Source organism: Pseudomonas sp. WS 5532 (assembly GCF_012985445.1).
GTDB lineage: Bacteria > Pseudomonadota > Gammaproteobacteria > Pseudomonadales > Pseudomonadaceae > Aquipseudomonas > Aquipseudomonas edaphica.
In genome coordinates this window covers 196,852-218,909 of record NZ_JAAQWK010000011.1, presented here as the reverse complement: position 1 = coordinate 218,909, position 22,058 = coordinate 196,852, and the positions used below count along the sequence as shown (strand labels likewise).

The window sequence follows — 22,058 nt, the reverse complement described above, 5'->3', positions numbered from 1 at the left end:
ACGCGCCTCCCTGAATAACTACAAAATTGGAGAAGAACCATGGCTGAAGCAAAAGTACTGAGTGGTGCCGGCCTGCGTGGCCAGGTGGCCGGGCAGACTGCACTGTCCACCGTCGGCCAGGCCGGTGCCGGCTTGACCTATCGCGGTTATGACGTGCGTGAACTGGCCGCCGATGCGCAATTTGAAGAGGTCGCCTACCTGCTGCTCTACGGCGAGTTGCCGAGCAAAACCGAATTGGCTGCCTACAGCGCCAAACTCAGCAAACTGCGCGACCTGCCGCAAGCGCTTAAAGAAGTGCTGGAACGCATTCCTGCCGACGCCCACCCGATGGACGTGATGCGCACCGGTTGCTCGTTCCTGGGCAATATCGAACCCGAGAAAGACTTCAGCGCGCAGCACGATGTCACCGACCGCCTGCTCGCCGCTTTCCCGGCAATCATGTGCTACTGGTATCGCTTCAGCCACGACGGCAAGAAGATTGACTGCGTGACCGACGAGCCAAGCATCGGCGGCCACTTCCTGCACCTGCTGCATGGCAAGAAGCCCAGCGCGTTGCATGAAAAAGTCATGAACGTATCGCTGATCCTCTACGCCGAGCACGAATTCAACGCCTCGACCTTCACCGCCCGCGTGTGTGCTTCAACCCTGTCCGACCTGTATTCCTGCGTGACTGCCGCCATCGGCTCGCTGCGCGGTCCGTTGCATGGCGGCGCCAACGAAGCCGCGATGGAGATGATCGAGCGTTTCGGTTCGGCCGAAGAAGCCGTCGAAGGCACCCTCGGCATGCTGGCGCGCAAAGACAAGATCATGGGCTTTGGCCACGCGATCTACAAAGACAGCGACCCGCGTAATGAAGTGATCAAGGGCTGGGCGAAACAACTCGCGGATGAGGTCGGCGACAAAGTGTTGTTCCCGGTCTCCGAAGCCATCGACAAGACCATGTGGGAACAGAAAAAGCTGTTCCCCAATGCTGACTTCTACCATGCCTCGGCGTACCACTTCATGGGCATCCCGACCAAGCTGTTCACGCCGATCTTCGTGTGCTCACGGCTGACCGGCTGGGCTGCGCATGTGTTCGAGCAGCGCGCCAACAACCGCATCATCCGTCCAAGCGCCGAGTACATCGGCGTTGAGCAGCGCAAGTTCGTGCCAATCGAACGTCGCTGAGTGGCATGAACCAGGCACATTGGCCTATGTGCTTTTCTGTGGGAGCTGGCTTGCCTGCGATCGCATCACCCTGGTGTACCTGTCACACCGCAGTGATGCCATCGCAGGCAAGCCAGCTCCCACAGAGAGCCAGGCCAGTGTCGACAGTTCGCCTTGTGAACCTACCGTGACCGAGTCCTGACGATGAACACTGAATTTCGCAAACCGCTGCCCGGCAGCCGCCTGGATTTCTTCGACGCCCGCGCGGCTGTCGAGGCAATCACGCCCGGCGCCTATGCCACCTTGCCGTACACCTCGCGCGTGCTCGCCGAAAACCTGGTACGCCGCTGCGACCCGGCCACCCTCAACGCTTCCCTGAGCCAACTGATCGAACGCAAACGCGACCTCGACTTCCCTTGGTTCCCGGCACGTGTGGTGTGCCATGACATCCTCGGCCAGACCGCGTTGGTGGATCTTGCCGGCCTGCGCGATGCGATCGCCCTGCAAGGCGGTGACCCGGCGCAGGTCAACCCGGTGGTGCCGACCCAACTGATCGTCGACCACTCCCTGGCCGTGGAAGCCGGTGGTTTTGACCCGGACGCATTCGAGAAAAACCGCGCCATCGAAGACCGTCGCAACGAAGACCGTTTTCACTTTATCGAGTGGACCAAAAAGGCCTTCAAGAACGTCGACGTGATCCCGCCGGGCAACGGCATCATGCACCAGATCAACCTGGAGAAAATGTCCCCGGTGATTCAGGTGCGTGACGGTGTGGCCTTCCCCGATACCTGCGTCGGCACCGACAGCCACACCCCGCACGTGGATGCCCTGGGCGTGATCGCCATCGGCGTCGGTGGCCTTGAAGCCGAGAGCGTGATGCTGGGGCGCGCCTCGTGGATGCGCCTGCCGGAAAGTGTCGGCGTGGAGCTGACGGGCAAGCTGCAACCGGGCATCACCGCCACCGACATGGTGCTGGCGCTGACCGAGTTCCTGCGTAAACAGAAAGTCGTGGGTGCGTGGCTGGAGTTCTTCGGCGAGGGTGCTTCGGCACTCACACTGGGCGACCGCGCGACCATCTCCAACATGGCCCCGGAATACGGCGCTACCGCCGCGATGTTCTACATCGACCAGCAGACCATCGCCTACCTGAAACTCACTGGCCGCGAAGACGAACAAGTCACGTTGGTCGAGCAATACGCCCGCCACACCGGCCTGTGGGCCGATGACCTCAAGGGCGCGCAATACGAGCGCGGCTTGACCTTCGACCTGTCCAGCGTCGTGCGTAACATGGCCGGCCCGAGCAACCCGCATGCGCGTGTTGCCACCAGCGATCTGGCGTCCCAAGGCATCTCCGGTCAGTGGGATGATGTGCCGGGGCAAATGCCCGACGGCGCGGTGATCATCGCCGCCATTACCAGTTGCACCAACACCAGCAACCCGCGCAACGTGATTGCCGCAGGCTTGCTGGCACGTAACGCCAACCAGCTGGGGCTGACGCGCAAACCGTGGGTCAAATCCTCGCTGGCGCCGGGCTCGAAAACCGTGGCCATGTACCTGGAAGAAGCCGGCCTTGGCCATGAGCTGGAAAAACTCGGCTTCGGCGTGGTGGCCTTTGCCTGCACCACTTGCAATGGCATGTCCGGCGCACTCGACCCGGTGATCCAGCAAGAAATCATCGACCGCGACCTGTACGCCACTGCCGTGCTGTCGGGTAACCGCAACTTCGACGGGCGTATTCACCCGTATGCCAAGCAAGCGTTCCTGGCTTCGCCGCCGTTGGTGGTGGCCTATGCGATTGCCGGTACCATCCGCTTCGACATCGAAAAGGATGTGCTGGGCCTGGATGCCGACGGCAAGGAAATCCGCCTGAAAGACATCTGGCCAAGCGACGAAGAAATCGACGCTGTGGTCAAGGCGTCGGTCAAACCGGAGCAGTTCCGCGCCGTCTACATCCCGATGTTCGCGATCCACGAAGACACCGGCCCCAAAGTCGCGCCGCTGTACGACTGGCGCCCGCAGAGTACCTATATCCGTCGCCCACCGTACTGGGAAGGTGCGCTGGCGGGTGCGCGGCCGCTCAAGGGCATGCGCCCGCTGGCGGTACTGCCGGACAACATCACCACCGACCACCTGTCGCCGTCCAACGCGATCATGCTCGACAGCGCCGCCGGCGAATACCTGGCGAAAATGGGCCTGCCGGAAGTCGACTTCAACTCTTACGCGACCCATCGCGGCGACCACTTGACCGCGCAGCGCGCAACCTTCGCCAACCCGAAGCTGTTCAACGAAATGGTCGTGGAAAACGGCAAGGTCAAGCAGGGTTCCCTGGCGCGTATCGAGCCCGAAGGCCAGGTCACGCGGATGTGGGAAGCCATCGAAACCTACATGGAACGCAAGCAGCCGCTGATCATTATCGCCGGCGCCGACTACGGCCAGGGCTCGTCCCGCGACTGGGCGGCCAAGGGCGTACGCCTGGCCGGTGTGGAGGCGATTGCCGCCGAAGGGTTCGAGCGCATCCACCGTACCAACCTGGTGGGCATGGGCGTGTTGCCGCTGGAATTTTTGCCGGGCACCGACCGCCACACACTGAAGATCGACGGCAGCGAAACCTATGACGTGGTCGGCCAACGCACCCCGCGTGCGCAACTGACGCTGGTGATCAACCGCAAGAATGGCGAACGTGTCGAAGTGCCGGTGACGTGCCGCCTGGACACCGCCGAAGAAGTGTCGATCTACGAGGCGGGCGGCGTGTTGCAACGTTTTGCCCAGGACTTCCTGGAATCGGCGGCGACGGCTTAAGGGGATAACCATGGCACACGCAGCGCAAATCAAGATCCCCGCCACCTACATGCGTGGCGGCACCAGCAAGGGCGTGTTTTTCAGCCTCAAGGACCTGCCCGAGTCGGCGCAGGTGCCGGGTGCTGCTCGCGATGCCTTGCTGTTGCGGGTCATCGGCAGCCCCGATCCCTACGACAAGCAAATCGACGGCATGGGCGGTGCAACCTCCAGCACCAGCAAAACCGTGATCCTGGCCAAAAGTACCCGGGCCGATCACGACGTGGATTACCTGTTTGGCCAGGTCTCCATCGACAAGCCGTTTGTCGACTGGAGCGGCAACTGCGGCAACCTGTCGGCGGCGGTGGGTTCGTTTGCCATCAGCGCCGGCCTGTTTGACCCGGCCCGCGTGCCGCATAACGGTGTGGCGGTGGTGCGGGTGTGGCAGGCCAATATCGGCAAGACCATCATCGCTCACGTGCCGATCACCGACGGCGCGGTGCAGGAAACCGGCGACTTTGAGCTCGACGGCGTGACCTTCCCGGCTGCCGAAGTGCAGCTGGAGTTCATGGACCCGGCAGCGGAAGAAGAGGGCGGCGGTGGCTCGATGTTTCCCACCGGCAACCTGATCGACGACCTGGAAGTACCGGGTGTCGGCACCTTCAAGGCGACGTTGATCAACGCCGGTATCCCGACGATTTTCATCAACGCCCAAGACCTCGGCTACACCGGCACCGAGCTGCAAGGCGCGATCAACAGCGACCCGAAGGCCCTGGCAATGTTCGAGACCGTGCGGGCCTATGGCGCGTTGCGCATGGGCCTGATCAAACACTTGGACGAAGCCGCCCAGCGCCAGCACACGCCGAAGGTCGCGTTTGTGGCCAAACCTTTGGATTACGTGGCCTCCAGTGGCAAGGCAATCAAGGCCGGTGATGTGGATTTGCTGGTGCGCGCACTGTCCATGGGCAAGTTGCACCACGCGATGATGGGCACGGCAGCGGTGGCGATTGGCACGGCGGCGGCGATTTCCGGCACCCTGGTCAACCTCGCGGCCGGTGGTGTCGAGCGCAACGCGGTGCGGTTCGGGCACCCGTCCGGCACCTTGCGCGTCGGTGCCGAAGCCACCCAGGTGAACGGCGAATGGGTGGTGAAAAAAGCCATCATGAGCCGCAGCGCACGGGTGTTGATGGAAGGCTTCGTGCGCGTGCCCGGCGACGCGTTCTAACCCTTGCGGGAGCTGGCTTGTGTGGGAGCTGGCTTGCCTGCGATGGCATCACCTCTGTGTTTCAGATGAACCGAGGTGATGCCATCGCGGGCAAGCCCGGCTCCCACAGGTGATTCTCTATTTCAAGGCAGACACCCAAGATCTGCTTTCCAATAACCGTAAGCCCGAGGACTAACCCCAACCCACTTTGGAGTACTGCCATGAGCGCCAACGTCGACCAGAATAACCGCCCCGACTACGACCAGGTCCTGCAGGACATTGCCGACTACGTCCTCAATTACCGCATCGATTCCCGCGACGCGTTGGACACTGCACGCAATTGCCTGATGGACACCCTCGGTTGCGGCCTGCTGGCCCTGCGCTTCCCCGAGTGCACCAAGCACCTGGGGCCGCTCGTCGAGGGCACCGTCGTGCCGTTCGGCGCGCGTGTGCCGGGCACTTCATTGCGTCTGGACCCGGTCAAAGCCGCCTGGGACATCGGCTGCATCGTGCGCTGGCTCGACTACAACGACACTTGGCTCGCCGCCGAATGGGGCCACCCTTCGGATAACCTCGGCGGCATCCTCGCCGTGGCCGATCACCTGTCGCAAAAACGCGTGGCCAACGGCGATGCGCCACTGACCGTGCGTGCGGTGCTGGAAGCGATGATCATGGCCCACGAAATCCAGGGCGTGATTGCCCTGGAAAATTCCTTCAACCGCGTCGGCCTCGACCATGTGTTACTGGTGAAAGTCGCCTCCACGGCGGTCACCGCCAAGCTGATGGGCGCCAACCGTGAACAGCTGCTGTCGGCGTTGTCCCACGCGTTTGTCGATGGGCAGGCGCTGCGCACCTATCGCCATGCGCCGAATGCCGGCTCGCGCAAATCCTGGGCGGCCGGGGATGCATCGAGCCGTGGCGTACGCCTGGCGGATATCGCGCTGCGCGGCGAGATGGGCATCCCCGGTGTGCTGAGCGCGCCGCAATGGGGTTTTTATGACGTGCTGTTCAGCCACACCAATAAAGACCTGGCGCTTAAGCCTGAGGACAAGCGTGCGTTCAGCCTGTCCCAGCCTTATGGCACCTATGTGATGGAAAACGTGCTGTTCAAGATCAGCTTCCCGGCCGAGTTTCACGCGCAAACAGCCTGTGAAGCGGCGGTGACCTTGCACCCGTTGGTCAAGGATCGTCTGCATGAAATCGAACGCATCGTGATCACCACCCACGAGTCGGCGATTCGCATCATTTCCAAGGTCGGGAAACTGGCCAACGCTGCCGACCGCGACCACTGCCTGCAGTACATGACTGCGGTGCCGTTGGCGTTCGGTAATCTGGTGGCCGAGCAGTACGAGGATGAATTCCACGCGGCGCACCCGATCATCGATGAGCTGCGCGAAAAGATGGAGGTCGTTGAGGACTTGCGCTACAGCCGCGAATACCTGGAGGCCGACAAGCGCTCTATCGCCAATGCCGTGCAGGTGTTTTTCAAGGATGGCACCCACACTGAACAAGTCGCGGTGGAATACCCGATTGGGCATCGCCGCCGTCGGGTGGATGGCATCCCATTGCTGGAGGACAAGTTCAAAGCCAACCTGGCCACGCGGTTTACCGCGCAGCGCAGTGGCGAGATTTTTGCGTTGTGCAAGAATCAGGCGCGGCTTGAGGCTACGCCGGTGAATCGGTTTGTGGACCTGTTTGTGATCTGACAAACACCAAAAAACTAACGGGGGAGCTAGCTTGTGTGGGAGCTGGCTTGCCTGCGATAGCATCACCTCGGTACTTCAGAAACACCGAGTCGCCTGCATCGCAGGCAAGCCAGCTCCCACAAAAGCCAGCTCCCACAAAAAGCCCGCTCCCACTTGGTCCATTACATACTGCCTTCCACATCATCCAGGCTGAATGTCTCGGTATGGTCGTCATAGGAAAAAATCTCCGCATACCGCCCCCACGCCACCACGCTTTCCAGGGTTTTCTCCACAAAGGCTTCGGTCATCGAGTCTTCCAGCTCCTGCTCAAAACGCACCCGTGGCGCACGGTGCCCGCTGCGCTCAAGCAACACTTGATGAATCCGCGCGGCCAGGGGCACGTGTTTGATCAAGTGCTCGGCGAACAGGGTTTTGCGCTCTTGCGTGCCGTAGTCGGCGAACAGCTTGCCGGCCTCGGTGAGGGTGATGTCCGCGCCCTTGAGTTCAGCGAAACCCAAATGCTCGAGCATCTCGGCCACCGGGAACAGATCATCGACTTCCAACAAGCGCCGTTCGGCCACGGTCGGTAAGCCGGCGTGGCCGTTGTAAGGCTCGGCGGCCAGGGTTTCGATCAGGCCGGCCATCAGGTTGGTGGATACCTCCGGCAGCAGGCTGCCCATTTTCAGCTCGGGTATTCCACGGCTGGCATCGGCGCTGCGTCGGTCGGTCATCAGTGCGTAGATGTCGTCGACCATTTGCCGGAACGTCGGGTCCAGGCGGTTGCGCGGGTGCGCGAACGGCACCTTGATCTCGGCCACCACGCGGCCGGGGTTGGATGACAGCACCAGAATACGGTCGCACATCAGCACCGCTTCTTCGATGTTGTGGGTCACGATCAGGATCGACTTGATCGGCAGCTGTTTGCCGCTCCACAGGTCGAGCAAGTCAGTGCGCAACGTCTCGGCGGTGAGCACGTCAAGGGCCGAGAAGGGCTCGTCCATCAGCAACAGCGTCGGGTTGACCACCAGGCCACGGGCAAACCCCACGCGCTGGCGCATGCCGCCGGAGAGTTCGCGCGGGTAAGCGTTTTCAAACCCGTCGAGGCCGATCAAGTCGATGGCGGCCAAGGCGCGCCGGCGGGTTTCCTTGCGCTCGACTTGCAAGGCTTGCAGGCCGGCTTCGACGTTTTCCAGCACGGTAAGCCAGGGGAACAGGGCAAAGGTCTGGAACACCATGGCCACACCTTCGGCCGGGCCGTTGAGCGGCGCGCCGTTGTAGCGGACTTCGCCGGAGGATGGCTGGATCAGCCCGGCGATGATGCGCAGCAAGGTGGATTTACCCGAGCCGGAACGGCCAAGCATGCCGACGATCTCACCTTCGTGCAGGCTCAGGTCGACGCCGCTGAGCACTTGCAGCTCGTCTTTACCTTTACCGAACACCCGGTTGACGTTTTTCAGCGAGTAGATTTGCGGGGTATCGGCAGTGTTTTCGGTGTAGGTAGTCATCACGGCGAATCCCATCAATTCAGACGAAGTTTGTTTTCAGCGATGGCGTACATCGGCCGCCAGACTGCGCGGTTGAACGCCACCACGAAGATCGACATCACCACCACGCCCAGGGCAATTTTCGGGAAGTCGCCGGCCGCGGTGGTTTGCGCGATGTAGGCGCCCAGCCCATGGGCGACCACATTGTCCTGGCCCCAGGACACGTACTCGGACACGATGCTGGCGTTCCAGGCACCGCCCGAGGCGGTAATGGCGCCGGTGACGTAATAGGGGAAGATCCCCGGCAGCATCACCTTGCGCCACCACAGCCAGCCACGGATGCGGAAGTTGGCGGCGGCTTCCTTGAAGTCATTGGGGAAGGCACTGGCGCCGGCAATCACGTTGAACAGGATGTACCACTGGGTGCCCAGCACGATCAGCGGGCTCAGCCAGATATCCGGGTTGAGGTTGTAGTGCAGGATCACGATCACAAACACCGGGAACAGCAGGTTCGCCGGGAAAGCCGCGAGAAACTGTGCCAGCGGCTGGATTTTTTCCGCCAGTGCAGGGCGCAAGCCGATCATTACGCCTAAAGGCACCCAGATCAGCGAGGCGATCAGAATCAGCCCGGCCACGCGTAGCAAGGTGATCAGGCCCAGTACAAACACGTGGCCGACTTCGGCGAAGGTCACTTCGGTGCCGACGTATTGCACGATGTGGTACAGCGCATACGCGGCCAGCAACGCAATCAACGTGCCCCACACCCAGTCGATCACTTTTGACGCCGCCGGTGTTTCTGCCGGCAACGCCTTGAGCGCACCGCCCGCCAGGCTGAAGCGTTTGTTGCCGATCCGGCTGAAGGTGCGGGTAATAGGGCGCAGACTGCGTTGCACGATGCGCGTGCGCTGGATCAGGTTCAGCAGCCAGGATTGTGGCGCAGCGCCCTGGGACGCAGTGGTTTCCATGCGGAACTTGTCAGCCCAGGCCACCAGCGGGCGGAACAGCAACTGGTCGTACAGCAGGATCACCACAATCATCGCCAAAATCACGTAACCCACGGCGTGCAGGTCTTTCTGGGCGATCGCCAAGGCCAGGTACGAACCTACGCCCGGCAGGGTGATGGTCTTGTCGCCGACGGTGATGGCTTCGGAGGCGACCACGAAGAACCAGCCGCCGGACATGCTCATCATCATGTTCCACACCAGCCCCGGCATGGCGAACGGCACATCGAGCTTCCAGAACTTCTGCCAGCCGGAAAGCCGCAGGTTGGTCGACACCTCTACCAAATCGTGGGGCAGCATGCGCAGCGACTGATAGAAGCTGAACGTCATGTTCCAGGCCTGGCTGGTGAAGATCGCAAAGATCGCCGCGAGTTCGGCGCCGAGCACGCGCCCAGGGAACAGCAGCAGGAAGAACGTCACCGTGAATGAGATGTAGCCGAGCACTGGCACCGATTGCAGGATATCGAGCACCGGCACCAGCAGCTTTTCAGCACGTCGGCTTTTGGCGGCCAGGGTGCCGTACAGCAGGGTAAAAACCAGCGCCGCGACCATGGCCGCGAGCATGCGCATCGTGGTGCGCATCGCGTATTCCGGCAGGTTGGCCGGGTCGAGGGAGATGACTTCACTTTGCAACGTGGCGATGGGCGCCCAGGTTTCCCGCGCGGTAAGGGAGAAAAACAGCAGAAAGCCGATCACCAGCGGCAGCGCGACCAGGTCCCAGCGGTTGGGCAGTAAGCGCAGGGTGGATGCCGGCAGGTAATCGCGGAACACTTTGTTCATAGGCATTCAGTCCTGCAGCGTTCAGATTCAGGGGCGTAATGGGAGTGAGCTTAGCTGCTGCACGAATGCCCCACCGGGAGGGACGGGCGCTGTTTTCGTGAGTCAGGGGCAACGATGCATTGCTGGCGGGATTGTACGTTTCTGAATGTTACAAGCACATAAATTTGCTGTCAGTTTCCTGTACGAACTGCGGCTTGGGCACCGGTTTTGCCTGCGTTGATCAACCTTCAGGAAAAGACTGATTGAGCTGCCGACATAATTAGCTACCCACACATCCTGTATCCCGGGAACCGCTTTCAGATAAATGCCAATCAATGGGTCAGATCACTTGCCGCAGCAAGTCTCTGCCAACCCACAACTCAGCACTGTCTGGATTTGAGAAAGCACCCTATGAATAGCGTAAATACCCGGCCACAAACGAACTCCCCAACGGGCTACGAGGCGTCGCAATATTCGCAGCCCCTTCGTCAGAAAAACATGGCCGATACCTCAACGGGTGTCGACACACAGGGCGATGCTGCAGCTCCTCGGCCGCCCGTGACGGCAGAGCAACGCGGTCAGTTTTCGAGCCACAACACCCTCGTTAACCAGCCGCAATTGCATAAGGTCGGCCCACAGGCTGAGACCCTGGAGTTGTTGGGTAAAAATAACCAGCTCCTGATCGACTTCAAGGCGTTTATCACCGAGTGCCAGGAGAAAATCGTCAATCTTAAAAACGATATTGTCGAACTGCGTGAGCAACTGAGTGCTCCATGCAAAGACACCGACGAGGCCCCCGTAGAACTGCCTCAAACACCTCAAGAGTCGGTTAAGCAGGTTGTTCAAGACGCTCGGACAACTGAAGTTGCCCAGGATCAAGAGCTTGAGGAGGCGCTCAAGCTAAATACGCAGTTGCGCGATGATATCGGCGAGCTCATGCAGCAGATGAAAGAGGCCTTTGAAGCGTTGGGCAAGGAGCTTAAAAGTATGACTGAGCACGTCAAGACGATGACCAAACCTGAAACCCAGGCGCCAACGGCGCCAGCGGATAAGTCCATTATGACCACCAGCGATGAGCCGGCAGATCCGACCAACGAGTCACCCACGCAGGCACTGCCCACCGCTGATCAATTCAGGGTGGACAACGCTAATATCGAAGCGGGTATTGCTGAGATGAAGTCCTACTACAGCACACAAATTTCATTGCTTGAGGAACAGGTTCAAGTGTTGAAAAAGCACCTTGACGAGGCGAAGCAGTAAGGCTTGGCTTCACTTCGGCAAGCGTGGGTCTCCAGCGCCCACGCTTGGCCGACTCGCGTACTTTATCCCTCAAACCGCAGGATCACCCGGCGGTTATGCTTGCTCTTCTTCTCGATTTTTTCGCAGAACACCCGGCCGATTTCTTCGGTATTGATCACGTGGGTGCCACCGCACGGCTGGATATCGATCCCGGCGATTTCTATTACCCGCACCGAGCCCTGGATGACCGGTGGCGCCACCGCCTGGGTGCGGGTGATCTGCAGCAGGGTCGAGTATTCCGAGGCGGGCATCGACAGGGTCTTCACGGCATGGGCTTGTTCGATCAAGGCATTAAGGTCGCGGGTGATGCTGTCCTTGTCGAGGGTCATTTCCGGTAAATCGAAATCCAGGCGGCCTTTGTCTGCGCTGATGCTGCAGCCGGTGACGGGCGCATCAATGATCGAGCACAGCAGGTGCAGGCAGGTGTGCATCTTCATGTGCTGGTAGCGCCGTTCCCAATCCAGGCCGGCATCCACCTGCACGCCCGCCGCCAATTGCTCGGGGCAGTGTTCAACCTGGTGCCAGATGATCGAGCGCAACACCGGGTCGCGCACGGTGCCGGTCACGTTGACCCGCGTGCCGTCGGCCAGGGTCAGGTGCCCGGTGTCGCCCGGTTGCCCACCGCCGGTGGGGTAGAACAGCGTGTGTTCCAGGGCAATGCCTTGTTCACTGACGGCAATCACCCGGGCGCTGAAGGCGTTCTGGTAGGGCGCGCTGTCAAACAGCGCCAGGGTTTCCATGGTATGCACGGACATGTTCAACCTCCGACGATCAGTGGGCTGGCTTGCAGCAGGTGACGCACCATTGCGCTTAAGCCAGGCGGGGAGAGCAGGGTGATCTCAAATTCGGGGCCACAGACTTTCAGGTTCAGCGGCAAGCGTGGCAGATGGTCGCCGGTATCCAGGCGACGCAGACGAAACTGCAAATGATGGCGCTCCTTCACCGTGGGCTCCAGCAGCAGCCCCTGCAAAGGGTGAAAGTCGGCATCCAGCACCGTGACCTTGTGGCTGGCGCTGACTTCGCCAACCACGTGCAAACGCTCATCCAGCGCGAAAGCCCCCAGGTAATTGCTGTGATCCGATTCGGCATTCTTTTGTAATTGGATCTGGTTGACCACCTTGACCTTGGTGCCCGCCGGCACATCCTGGGTGATCACACACGAAGGGCTGATAAACACGTTGTCGCCAATCAGCACATAGCCCAGCACACGGGCGCCGGAGCCGACCTCGACGTTATTGCCCAGGCGCGGGTGGCGTTTGCCGTCCGGGTTGTTGGCAATGCCTCGGGCGCCGAGGGTCACGCCGCAGAGGATGTAGCAATCATTACCGATCTCGCAGGTTTCGCCGATCACGGTGCCGAAGCCGTGATCCAGCACAAAGCGCCGGCCAATGCGGGCTGCGGGGTGGATTTCGGCGCCGGAGAGGATTTTGCCCTGGTTGCTGAGCTTGAGAGCCATGCGTGAAAACACACCGTTGGCCGGGTCGGGAAAATTCCACACTAAGTGTGCCAGCCGGTAGAACAGCACTGCCTTGAACGACGCGTAGGATTCCAGGATCAGTTCGCCACGCCCACGGGACGCCGGGTCGCGATAGGCATAGGCAATCAAGTCCTCTGCCACGGCCTGGGCGGCGTTCTGGATCAATGGCGCCAAATGCGGCTCCAACTGCTTCATCTGCGCAGGCGTCAGGGTCTGGATGAGGTGAGTGAGCAACTCATCGTGCAGCTGTTGCATGTCGATAAAGCCCCCCATGGAGGCACCCCCACAGTCTGGATGGTTGAAAAACCGATTATTCGAAATTGGGCAGGTAGCTATCGGCATTGTCGTAGACCATGGTCAACACCACCGTTTCAGGCGGGAGTTCGGGAGCGAGTTGGGCAATGGCAACCATGTTGGCGGCCGAAGACAAACCCAAGCTGATGGCGTCGGTGCGCATGATGCGTTTCATCATGTCGAGGCACGCCAGGCGTGAGACCTTGAGCATGCCGTCCAGTACACCCACGTTAAGAATGCTCGGGATCAAGCCGATCGACAGGCCCTGAATATGGTGCGGCGCGTGCTGGTCCTTGAGCAGGTCGCACTCTTCCGGTTCCACACCCATGATGCGCATCGCGGGCCAGGCTGCCTTGAGGGTTTCGCCGATGCCGGTGATATGGCCACCGGTGCCGATGCCGCTGACGAAGTAGTCCACCCGCTGCTCGCCGAAGGCGCGGAGGATTTCCGGTGCGGTGGTGTCGCGGTGAGTCTGCGGGTTGGCGCCATTACGCTGCTGGTTGAGCATCACGAAGTTGGGGTTTTCCAACTGCAGTTCCATGCACTTTTCGCCGTGGGAGTTGTTGCCCAGACGGCTGTCCGACAGCACCACCTTGGCGCCGTATAAACGCAGCAGTTTCTGTTTTTCGGGGCTGTAGTTGTCAGGGATCACCAGCACCACTTTGTAGCCCAGCACATTGCCGGCCATCACCAGGCCAATGCCGGTATTGCCGCCGCTGGGCTCGATGATGGTTTGCCCGCAGTTGCGAATCAGCACGCCTCGGCGTTCTGCGTCGAGGATCATGCCCAGGGCAATACGCGCCTTGTGGCTGCCGCCAGGGTTGAGGGATTCGAGCTTGGCGTAGACCTCGATGCCGAGGTCTTCGGAAAACTGCGCCAGGCGCACGATCGGCGTATGGCCGATCACGTCGAGAATGGAGTTATGCAACATCGCTCAGCCCCCGGATCAGTACAAAGGCATGTCGGGTTCGACGTCGCGAACCCAATGTTTCATGCCGCCCTGCAGGACTTTGGTATTGGCGAAGCCGGCGGCCAGCAGGGTGCCGGCCGCTTGCTCGGCGCGGGTTCCGGCGTAGCAGATCAGGTAATGGGTATTGTCGCGGCTGAGGCTGTCCAACTGCCCATCCAGTTCGGCCAGGGGGATATGCACCACGCCCGGCAATTTGCACACCTCCAGCTCGCTGGCGTCGCGCACATCCAGCAGCACGTCGGCGCTGCGTGGGTGTTCGAGCAGTTGCTTGAGCACGCGTGGTTTGATGTAGCGCTCCTCGGCCAACGCGGGCTGGCTCGGGAGGGCGTCCGCGCAAACGGCTGGCGCGACGCTTTCGCTGTGGCGCAGGTCTGAGCAGCATGGGCAGTCGGCACGGCGTTTGAAGCGGATCTCGCTGAACTTCATGGCCAGCGCGTCGAAGCGCATCAGGCGGCCCGACAGCGGTTCGCCGATGCCGATGAGTAATTTAATCGCTTCGGTGGCCTGGATCATCCCGACCACACCCGGCAGCACACCGATCACGCCCCCGGCGCTGCAATTGGGTGCCAACTCGGCCGGCGGTGCTGAAGGAAACAGGCAGCGGTAGCACGGCCCGCCTTTGTAGTTGAGCACGCTGATCTGCCCATCGAAGCGGTAGATGGCGCCGTACACCAGTGGCTTGCTCAGCTGCACACAGGCATCGTTGACCAGGTAGCGGGTGTCGAAGTTGTCAGTGCCGTCGATCACCAGGTCATAAGCGCCGACCAGCTCCAACGCATTGTCGGCGTTGAGAGCGGTGTCGTGGGCATTGATCTGGATATGGCTGTTGAGGTCTTGCAGCCGCCGCTTGGCCGACTCGACCTTGGGCATGCCCAAGGTGCTGTTGCCGTGCACGATCTGGCGTTGCAGGTTGCTGCTCTCGACCACGTCGAAATCCACCAGGCCCAGGGTGCCGATGCCGGCTGCCGCGAGGTACAGGCTGATGGGCGAACCCAGGCCGCCGGTGCCGATGATCAATACCTTGGCTTTTTTCAGGTTCAACTGGCCTTCCCGGCCGACGCCGGGCAGGGTGATGTGGCGTACGTAGCGCTGCACTTCTTCGTTGCTCAGTTGGTCGACGTCCATGCCACCGGAGGTGGCCAGCAGCACTTCGATTTTGGCTTTTTCCGGCAACTGCTCATCGGCGCCGATCAGTTCTTCCTCGGCGGTGAACAGGAAGTGTTCCTTGAGCTGGTTGTTCTTTTCATGAAACAGGTGCGTGCGCAGCTGTGGGTGGCTGCTGCAGAGGCTTTCAATGACTTCGCGCAATGTCGATCCAGTGCCCTCAAGGGTCGATTCCGGCAGCTTGGCCACGCGAACCAGAATATCGGGGAAAGAGACAGCGTTCATGGACAACTCCGTGTGCAGGTCGTTGAAGGGTTTAAGGGCGAATTGCTTGCCATCCCAGGCAAACAGCTTTGAGCCCAGGGCCTGGCCCTGGCGCACGTCCACCACCAGGTAGCTGACGGGGTGGATCGGCTCACCCAGGAACAGTGCCTTGTCCTGGTCTTCATCACTGAAATAGGCGCCGACGTCCGGGTGGGAGTGGTAGATCACCACCACCGGGTTGTCGCTGCGAAACGCCTTGTTCATCAGCAGGGTGTCGGCCACCGAAAAGGTATAGCCATTGGCCGCGCTGCGCGGGTACATCTCGGGGTTCTTGTGGTGCAGCTCATTCTGGATATTGTTGCCCAGGTACACACTGCCATCAGCGAAGACAAAACCGCAGCATTCTTCCGGGTAGCTGCGGCTGGCATGGGCATAGATCTGTTCCAGAGCGGTGGGGCGGAGGACTTCCATGTTTCTCTCGCGTTGTTGTAGTTGTGGTTTAAGGGTCAATTTTTCTTGGCCAGGAGTTTTTCAACTGGCAACTTGGTGATCGCAAAGCCGGCCAGCAGGATGGCCGAGTACAGCATCAGGTCACGGGAAATTTCCACGCCCTCGTACCAGGCGCCGATGATCACCGCGAACACCGGGAAGATGATGAACACGAATGACAAAATGATCGGGCTCAAACGTTTGAGCAACATGAAGTACACGATAAACCCGCCCACCGACGCCACCAATCCCAAGTAGAACAAGGCACTCCATGAACGCAGGGTGATGTTTTCGAACGTCGGTGTTTCAAACCACAGGCCGGCCACGAACAGCATCAACCCGGCGATGCCGATGGGCAATGTGTTGTAGGTAATCACGCTGATGGCGCTGCCTTTTTGCTTGGTGATGACGTAGCACAAGGCATGCATGATCGCGGCGGTCAGAATCGCCAGCACGCCGAAGAATTCGGCGTGGTCCAGGTGCAGGCCCTGGCTCTTGATGATCATGTAGAGGCTGCCGAAACCGATGCCGATGCCGACCACCTGGGAAAAGTAGATGCGCTCGCGCAAAAACAGCGCGGAAAAAATCAGGATGAACACCGGCATGCAGCTGAACAGCAGCGCGGTGAGGCCGGACGACACGTGCATCTCGCCGTAGTTGAGCAAGTAATAGGGAACGCTGAAGTACGACAGGGTCACAAATACGAAGAACCAGCGGCTTTCGCGCGGGAACAGGATCGGCTCGCGGCGCACCAGGGCAAAACACAGGAACAGCGGGAATGCGATCAGAAAGCGCAGCCCGGCGGACGTCAGCGGCGGCACGCTTTCGACGGCGATCTTGATGCCCAGCCAGGTGGTGCCCCAACTCAGGCACACGATAAGAAACATCACGCTGGTGACCAGACCGGCCAACCACTGTTTCTGATTTTTTGTTTTTGTAGTGTTTTCAAGAACGGCGGACATTGGCATCGTTTATTGCTTCCCTGAGCCGGAATTGAACTCTATATTGACTGTGTATTAAGTTGTTTCATCCGGTGATTGAACCCGTAAAAGCACACTATTAGGGCGAATGATGGCTGTCAAAACAAATATTGACATGGTGTCAATTATGCGTGAGGGGTTGTCCAGCGGTCAGGGCGTCAAGTACAAACGCCTGTCCGATGTGATGGAGCGGGGCATCCTTGAAGGCTTGATTGAGCCGGGGCGCAAACTGCCGCCCCATCGGGTTCTTTCCGATAACCTCGGCGTGACCATCGGCACCATCAGCCGAGCCTACGGCGAGCTGGAACGCCTGGGGTTAGTGGTGGCGCGTGTCGGTGACGGCACTTTCGTGCGCAAGCGTGGGATGGAGCGCCAGCGTGATGAAGGCTTTCGCAACGTCAGCGAAGAGCCACGCCAGTACTTCGATATGAGCCGCAACATGCACATTCCCGGGCAAGAGACGGTGTTTCTGGCCCAGAGCTTCCAAACCTTGTCGACCAACGCCAAATTCCTCCAGGACATCAGCGCCTATACGCCGGATGCCGGTTTGCCGCGCTACCGCGAGGCCGGTGCGCAATGGCTGGTGCAGCGCGATTTTCATCCGATTCCCGAGCAGGTCATCTGCGTCAACGGCGGCCAGCATGGCCTGCTCTGCGCCATGATGGCGTTGCTGCGGGCGGGGGATACGGTGGTCACTGAGCAACTGACTTACCCAGGGCTTATCACCGCCGCACGTATGCTCGGTGTACGGCTGATCGGCCTGGAGATGGATGACGAAGGCGTGCTGCCGGGTGCGCTGGATGAAGTCTGTCGTAATCACCGGGTTTCGGCGCTGTACTGCACGCCGACGATCCAGAACCCGACCACGGCCGTGCTGTCGGTCGCACGCCGGGAAGCGCTGGCCAAGGTGTGCCGCGAGCATAATCTGCTGATTTTGGAGGACGAAGCCCACGGCGTGTTGGTGGAAGATCGCCCGCCACCGCTGAGCTTTTTCGCGCCCGAGCGTACGATTTTGATCAGCAGCCTGAGCAAGGCGGTGTCTGCCGGGCTGCGGGTGGGGTATGTGCATGCGCCACCGGCATTGGTCAGCCGGATTTCGGCGGCCTTGCGCTCGACCTGCTGGATGGCTACGCCGGTGACGCTGGAGCTGGCGACGCAATGGATCGAAAACGGCACGGCGGAATACCTGCTGCGCCAGCAAATCAACGAAATCAGCCGGCGCAAGGCTCTGGTGCGTGATCTGCTGGTGGGGCTGGAATACCGCACTCACCTCAACAGCCCGCACTTCTGGATTGAAGTGCCGGAGCCCTGGCGTGCGTCGGAAATCGAGGCGGAGCTCAAGCAGAATAATTACCTGATCGCCACCGCTGAGGCATTTGCCGTAGGGCAGACGGCGGTGCCGCAGTTTATTCGGGCGAGTATTTGTAATACGTCAGGCGATGATCAGTTGCTGCGTGAGGGCTTTGATGCGCTGGCCACCGCGCTGGGGCAGGGCGGTGACAGGTTTCAGCTGTAGGCAGGTTTACCGCGTTATCGTTCATCGCAGGCAAGCCAGCTCCCACATTTGGAATGCATTCCCCTGTGGGAGCTGGCTTGCTGGGGCCAGTTCAGGTCTCCACCAGAATCTCCCCCATTTGGAATGCATTCCCTTGTGGGAGCTGGCTTGCCTGCGATGGGGGCCGTGCAGGCACCCACTATTTGAAGCGGCGCTCCACACCTTTTTCCACCAGAATCTTCGCCGAAATCTCTTCCACCGAAAAATGCGTGGAATTGATGTGCGCAATATTCTCGCGACGGAATAGATTTTCCACTTCGCGCACCTCGAACTCGCACTGGGCATAGCTGGAGTAACGGCTGTTGGGCTTGCGCTCGTTGCGGATGGCGGTAAGACGGTCCGGGTCGATGGTGAGGCCGAATAGCTTGTGCGAATGCGCACGCAGGGCGGCAGGCAGCGTCAGGTGCTCCATGTCGTCTTCGGTGAGCGGGTAGTTGGCTGCGCGGATACCGAATTGCATGGCCATGTACAGGCAGGTCGGGGTCTTGCCGCAGCGAGACACGCCCACCAGGATCAAGTCAGCCTTGTCATAGTAGTGGGTGCGGGCGCCGTCATCGTTGTCGAGGGCGAAGTTCACCGCCTCGATACGCTCCATATAGTTGGAGTTGTGGCCAATGGAATGGGACTTGCCCACGGAGTAGGAGGAATGTTCACTCAGCTCCTGTTCCAATGGCGCCAGGAACGTAGAGAAGATGTCGATCATGAAACCATTGGAGGTTGCCAGGATCTCACGAATGTCTTGATTGACGATGGTGTCGAAAATGATCGGGCGAAAACCGTCTTTTTCAGCCGCCAGATTGATTTGTTGTACCATGGCCCGCGCTTTATCCACGCTGTCTATATAAGGCCGCGTGAATTTGGCGAAGGTAATGTTTTCGAACTGCGCGAGCAGGCTCTGACCCAATGTTTCGGCTGTGATGCCGGTGCCGTCGGAGATAAAGAAAGCAGATCGTTTCATTTGAGCCCTGGGCCTTAAGCTGATGGCGAATCTTGGATATGATAGGCGCGATTTTGCCGTCCCGCAGTGGGCCGCATTCTCACTTATTTTCCAGGTCCAGGCCACAAGCGCTGGCGTTTGCTCCTGCTGAGCCGCCGGCGTCCTGAGCTTTTCCAACACAGAAAGTGGAGAGATCACCTTGGTAGAGTACGTAGTTTCCCTCGATAAGCTCGGCGTCCATGATGTAGAGCATGTGGGGGGCAAGAACGCATCCCTCGGCGAGATGATCAGTAATCTTGCAGGCGCTGGTGTGTCGGTGCCCGGTGGTTTCGCCACCACGGCCCAGGCTTACCGCGATTTCCTCGAGCTGAGCGGCCTCAACGCCCAGATCCACGCCGCGCTGGACGCCCTGGACGTCGATGACGTCAATGCCCTGGCGAAAACCGGCAGCCAGATCCGCCAATGGATCATGGACGCCGAGTTCCCCGAGAAGCTCAACGAAGAAATCCGTACCGCCTTCGCAGTACTGTCGGCCGGCAACCCGGACATGGCAGTTGCCGTGCGCTCCTCGGCCACCGCCGAAGACTTGCCGGACGCCTCTTTTGCTGGCCAGCAGGAAACTTTCCTGAACATCCGCGGCGTTGAAAACGTGATCCGCGCCGCCAAGGAAGTGTTTGCCTCGCTGTTCAATGACCGCGCTATTTCCTACCGCGTACACCAGGGTTTCGACCACAAGCTGGTGGCCTTGTCTGCCGGTGTGCAGCGCATGGTGCGTTCGGAAACCGGCACCGCCGGCGTGATGTTCACCCTGGACACCGAATCCGGTTTCCGTGACGTGGTGTTTATCACCGGCGCCTACGGCCTGGGCGAAACCGTCGTACAAGGCGCGGTTAACCCGGACGAGTTCTACGTCCACAAACACACCCTTGAGGCCGGCCGCCCGGCCATCTTGCGCCGCAACCTGGGCAGCAAGGCCATCAAGATGATCTACGGCGACGAGGCCAAGGCCGGTCGCTCGGTGAAAACCGTTGAAGTCGACAAGGCCGAACGCGCGCGTTTCTGCCTGACCGACGCTGAAGTCAGCGAACTGGCCAAACAAGCGATGATCATCGAAAAGCACTACAAGTGCCCGATGGACATCGAGTGGGCCAAGGACGGTGACGACGGCAAGCTGTACATCGTGCAAGCGCGTCCGGAAACCGTGAAAAGCCGCACTTCGGCCAACGTGATGGAACGCTACCTGTTGAAAGAAACCGGCACTGTGCTGGTGGAAGGTCGTGCCATCGGCCAGCGCATCGGCGCCGGCAAAGTGCGGATCATCAAGGACGTGTCTGAAATGGACAAAGTCCAGCCCGGTGACGTGCTGGTCTCCGACATGACCGACCCGGACTGGGAACCCGTGATGAAGCGCGCCAGCGCCATCGTCACCAACCGTGGCGGGCGTACCTGCCACGCGGCGATCATTGCCCGTGAGTTGGGGATTCCCGCAGTCGTCGGTTGCGGCAACGCCACCCAACTGTTGAAAGACGGCCAGGGTGTGACCGTGTCCTGTGCCGAAGGCGACACTGGCTTCATCTTTGAAGGTGAACTGGGCTTCGATATCAAGCAAAACTCCATCGATGCGATGCCGGACCTGCCGTTCAAGATCATGATGAACGTCGGCAACCCCGACCGTGCGTTCGATTTCGCGCAGTTGCCGAACGCCGGTGTGGGCTTGGCCCGCCTCGAGTTCATCATCAACCGCATGATCGGCGTACACCCTAAGGCGCTGTTGAATTACGACGGCCTGCCGCTGGAAATCAAGGAAAGCGTCGACAAGCGCATCGCCGGCTACAACGATCCAGTGGGTTTCTACGTCGAGAAGCTGGTGGAAGGCATCAGCACACTGGCGGCGGCGTTCTACCCGAAAAAGGTCATCGTGCGTCTGTCGGACTTCAAGTCCAACGAGTACGCCAACCTGATCGGCGGCAAGCTCTACGAGCCCGAAGAAGAAAACCCGATGCTGGGCTTTCGTGGTGCTTCGCGTTACATCAGCGAAGCCTTCCGTGACTGCTTCGAACTCGAATGCCGTGCCCTCAAGCGCGTGCGCAACGAGATGGGCCTGACCAACGTCGAGATCATGGTGCCGTTTGTACGGACCCTGGGCGAAGCGAGCCAAGTCGTCGACCTGCTGGCTGAAAACGGCTTGTCCCGCGGCGAGAATGGCCTGCGCGTGATCATGATGTGCGAACTGCCGTCCAACGCCATCCTGGCCGAGGAGTTCCTGGAGTTCTTCGACGGCTTCTCCATCGGGTCCAACGACCTGACCCAGTTGACCCTGGGCCTGGACCGTGACTCGGGGATCATCGCGCACCTGTTTGATGAGCGTAACCCTGCGGTCAAGAAGCTGCTGGCCAACGCCATTCAGGCCTGCAACAAGGCCGGCAAGTACATCGGTATCTGCGGCCAAGGCCCTTCCGACCACCCGGACCTGGCCAAATGGCTGATGGAACAGGGTATCGAGAGCGTCTCGCTGAACCCCGACTCCGTGCTGGAAACCTGGTTCTTCCTGGCGGAAGGCCAAGCGTCCGCTTAAGGGCGTGACGTCAAAAGTGCCGGTCACCCAGCCTGGGTGACCGGCATTCTTATCTGTACA

At 60.3% G+C, this 22,058-nt stretch carries 15 protein-coding genes; 7 read left to right on the top strand and 8 right to left on the bottom strand.

Annotation, left to right across the window (positions count from 1 at the left end; translation table 11 throughout):
* The first annotated feature begins 39 nt into the window (after nt 1-39).
* The 4 genes from prpC (at nt 40) to prpD (ending at nt 6,831) form a co-directional block, all read left to right on the top strand.
* Nucleotides 40-1,167 carry a 2-methylcitrate synthase gene (prpC, locus tag HBO23_RS19905; protein WP_099548790.1) on the top strand — a complete coding sequence of 376 codons (1,128 nt, stop codon included), beginning with the start codon at nt 40-42 and terminating at the stop codon, nt 1,165-1,167.
* 183 nt (nt 1,168-1,350) lie between these two features.
* Entirely contained in the window at nt 1,351-3,945 is a 2,595-nt protein-coding gene (gene acnD, locus HBO23_RS19900) for a Fe/S-dependent 2-methylisocitrate dehydratase AcnD (RefSeq protein WP_170039301.1), read from the top strand.
* Nucleotides 3,946-3,955: 10 nt separating this feature from the next.
* Nucleotides 3,956-5,146, top strand: a complete 1,191-nt coding sequence (gene prpF / locus HBO23_RS19895; protein ID WP_170039299.1) for a 2-methylaconitate cis-trans isomerase PrpF — start codon at nt 3,956-3,958, stop codon at nt 5,144-5,146.
* A gap of 200 nt (nt 5,147-5,346) precedes the next feature.
* On the top strand, nt 5,347-6,831 hold the full coding sequence (gene prpD / locus HBO23_RS19890) for a 2-methylcitrate dehydratase (RefSeq protein WP_170039297.1): 1,485 nt from the start codon (nt 5,347-5,349) through the stop codon (nt 6,829-6,831).
* Between the two features lie 161 nt (nt 6,832-6,992).
* Here the strand turns inward: prpD and HBO23_RS19885 are convergent, their stop codons facing one another.
* Both HBO23_RS19885 and HBO23_RS19880 read right to left on the bottom strand, forming a co-directional pair.
* The gene (locus HBO23_RS19885; protein WP_138449325.1) at nt 6,993-8,315 is read right to left on the bottom strand and encodes a nitrate/sulfonate/bicarbonate ABC transporter ATP-binding protein; all 1,323 of its coding nucleotides are present in this window, start codon (nt 8,313-8,315) and stop codon (nt 6,993-6,995) included.
* Nucleotides 8,316-8,329: 14 nt separating this feature from the next.
* Nucleotides 8,330-10,075: an ABC transporter permease subunit gene (locus HBO23_RS19880; RefSeq protein ID WP_099548794.1), complete on the bottom strand. Its 1,746-nt coding sequence runs from the start codon at nt 10,073-10,075 to the stop codon at nt 8,330-8,332.
* 390 nt (nt 10,076-10,465) lie between these two features.
* Between HBO23_RS19880 and HBO23_RS19875 the strand changes: the two genes are divergently transcribed.
* Nucleotides 10,466-11,314, top strand: coding sequence for a hypothetical protein (locus HBO23_RS19875; protein ID WP_138449327.1), 849 nt, complete (start codon nt 10,466-10,468; stop codon nt 11,312-11,314).
* Nucleotides 11,315-11,376: 62 nt separating this feature from the next.
* Here HBO23_RS19875 and HBO23_RS19870 read toward each other — a convergent pair whose 3' ends face one another.
* The 5 genes from HBO23_RS19870 to HBO23_RS19850 are packed head-to-tail and all read right to left on the bottom strand — an operon-like array spanning nt 11,377 to nt 16,862.
* On the bottom strand, nt 11,377-12,108 hold the full coding sequence (locus HBO23_RS19870) for an alanyl-tRNA editing protein (RefSeq protein ID WP_099548796.1): 732 nt from the start codon (nt 12,106-12,108) through the stop codon (nt 11,377-11,379).
* 2 nt (nt 12,109-12,110) lie between these two features.
* On the bottom strand, nt 12,111-13,103 hold the full coding sequence (locus HBO23_RS19865) for a serine O-acetyltransferase (RefSeq protein WP_017134751.1): 993 nt from the start codon (nt 13,101-13,103) through the stop codon (nt 12,111-12,113).
* A gap of 37 nt (nt 13,104-13,140) precedes the next feature.
* Nucleotides 13,141-14,055: a cysteine synthase family protein gene (locus tag HBO23_RS19860; protein ID WP_017134752.1), complete on the bottom strand. Its 915-nt coding sequence runs from the start codon at nt 14,053-14,055 to the stop codon at nt 13,141-13,143.
* Nucleotides 14,056-14,070: 15 nt separating this feature from the next.
* A complete protein-coding gene (moeB, locus tag HBO23_RS19855) occupies nt 14,071-15,933 on the bottom strand; it encodes a molybdopterin-synthase adenylyltransferase MoeB (RefSeq protein WP_170039295.1) in 1,863 nt (620 codons plus the stop codon).
* A gap of 35 nt (nt 15,934-15,968) precedes the next feature.
* A complete protein-coding gene (locus HBO23_RS19850; protein WP_017134754.1) occupies nt 15,969-16,862 on the bottom strand; it encodes an EamA family transporter in 894 nt (297 codons plus the stop codon).
* Nucleotides 16,863-17,022: 160 nt separating this feature from the next.
* On the opposite strand from HBO23_RS19850, the gene HBO23_RS19845 reads away from it, so the two are divergent.
* Nucleotides 17,023-18,447 (top strand): PLP-dependent aminotransferase family protein, encoded by a 1,425-nt coding sequence (locus tag HBO23_RS19845; RefSeq protein ID WP_099548997.1) that lies wholly within the window; start codon nt 17,023-17,025, stop codon nt 18,445-18,447.
* A 178-nt stretch (nt 18,448-18,625) separates the two neighbouring features.
* On the opposite strand, the gene HBO23_RS19840 is transcribed toward HBO23_RS19845, so the two are convergent.
* Nucleotides 18,626-19,444 carry a pyruvate, water dikinase regulatory protein gene (locus HBO23_RS19840; RefSeq protein WP_003193298.1) on the bottom strand — a complete coding sequence of 273 codons (819 nt, stop codon included), beginning with the start codon at nt 19,442-19,444 and terminating at the stop codon, nt 18,626-18,628.
* 178 nt (nt 19,445-19,622) lie between these two features.
* On the opposite strand from HBO23_RS19840, the gene ppsA reads away from it, so the two are divergent.
* Complete coding sequence (ppsA, locus tag HBO23_RS19835) at nt 19,623-21,998, top strand: phosphoenolpyruvate synthase (RefSeq protein ID WP_017134756.1); 2,376 nt, start codon at nt 19,623-19,625, stop codon at nt 21,996-21,998.
* Nucleotides 21,999-22,058 lie beyond the last annotated feature (60 nt).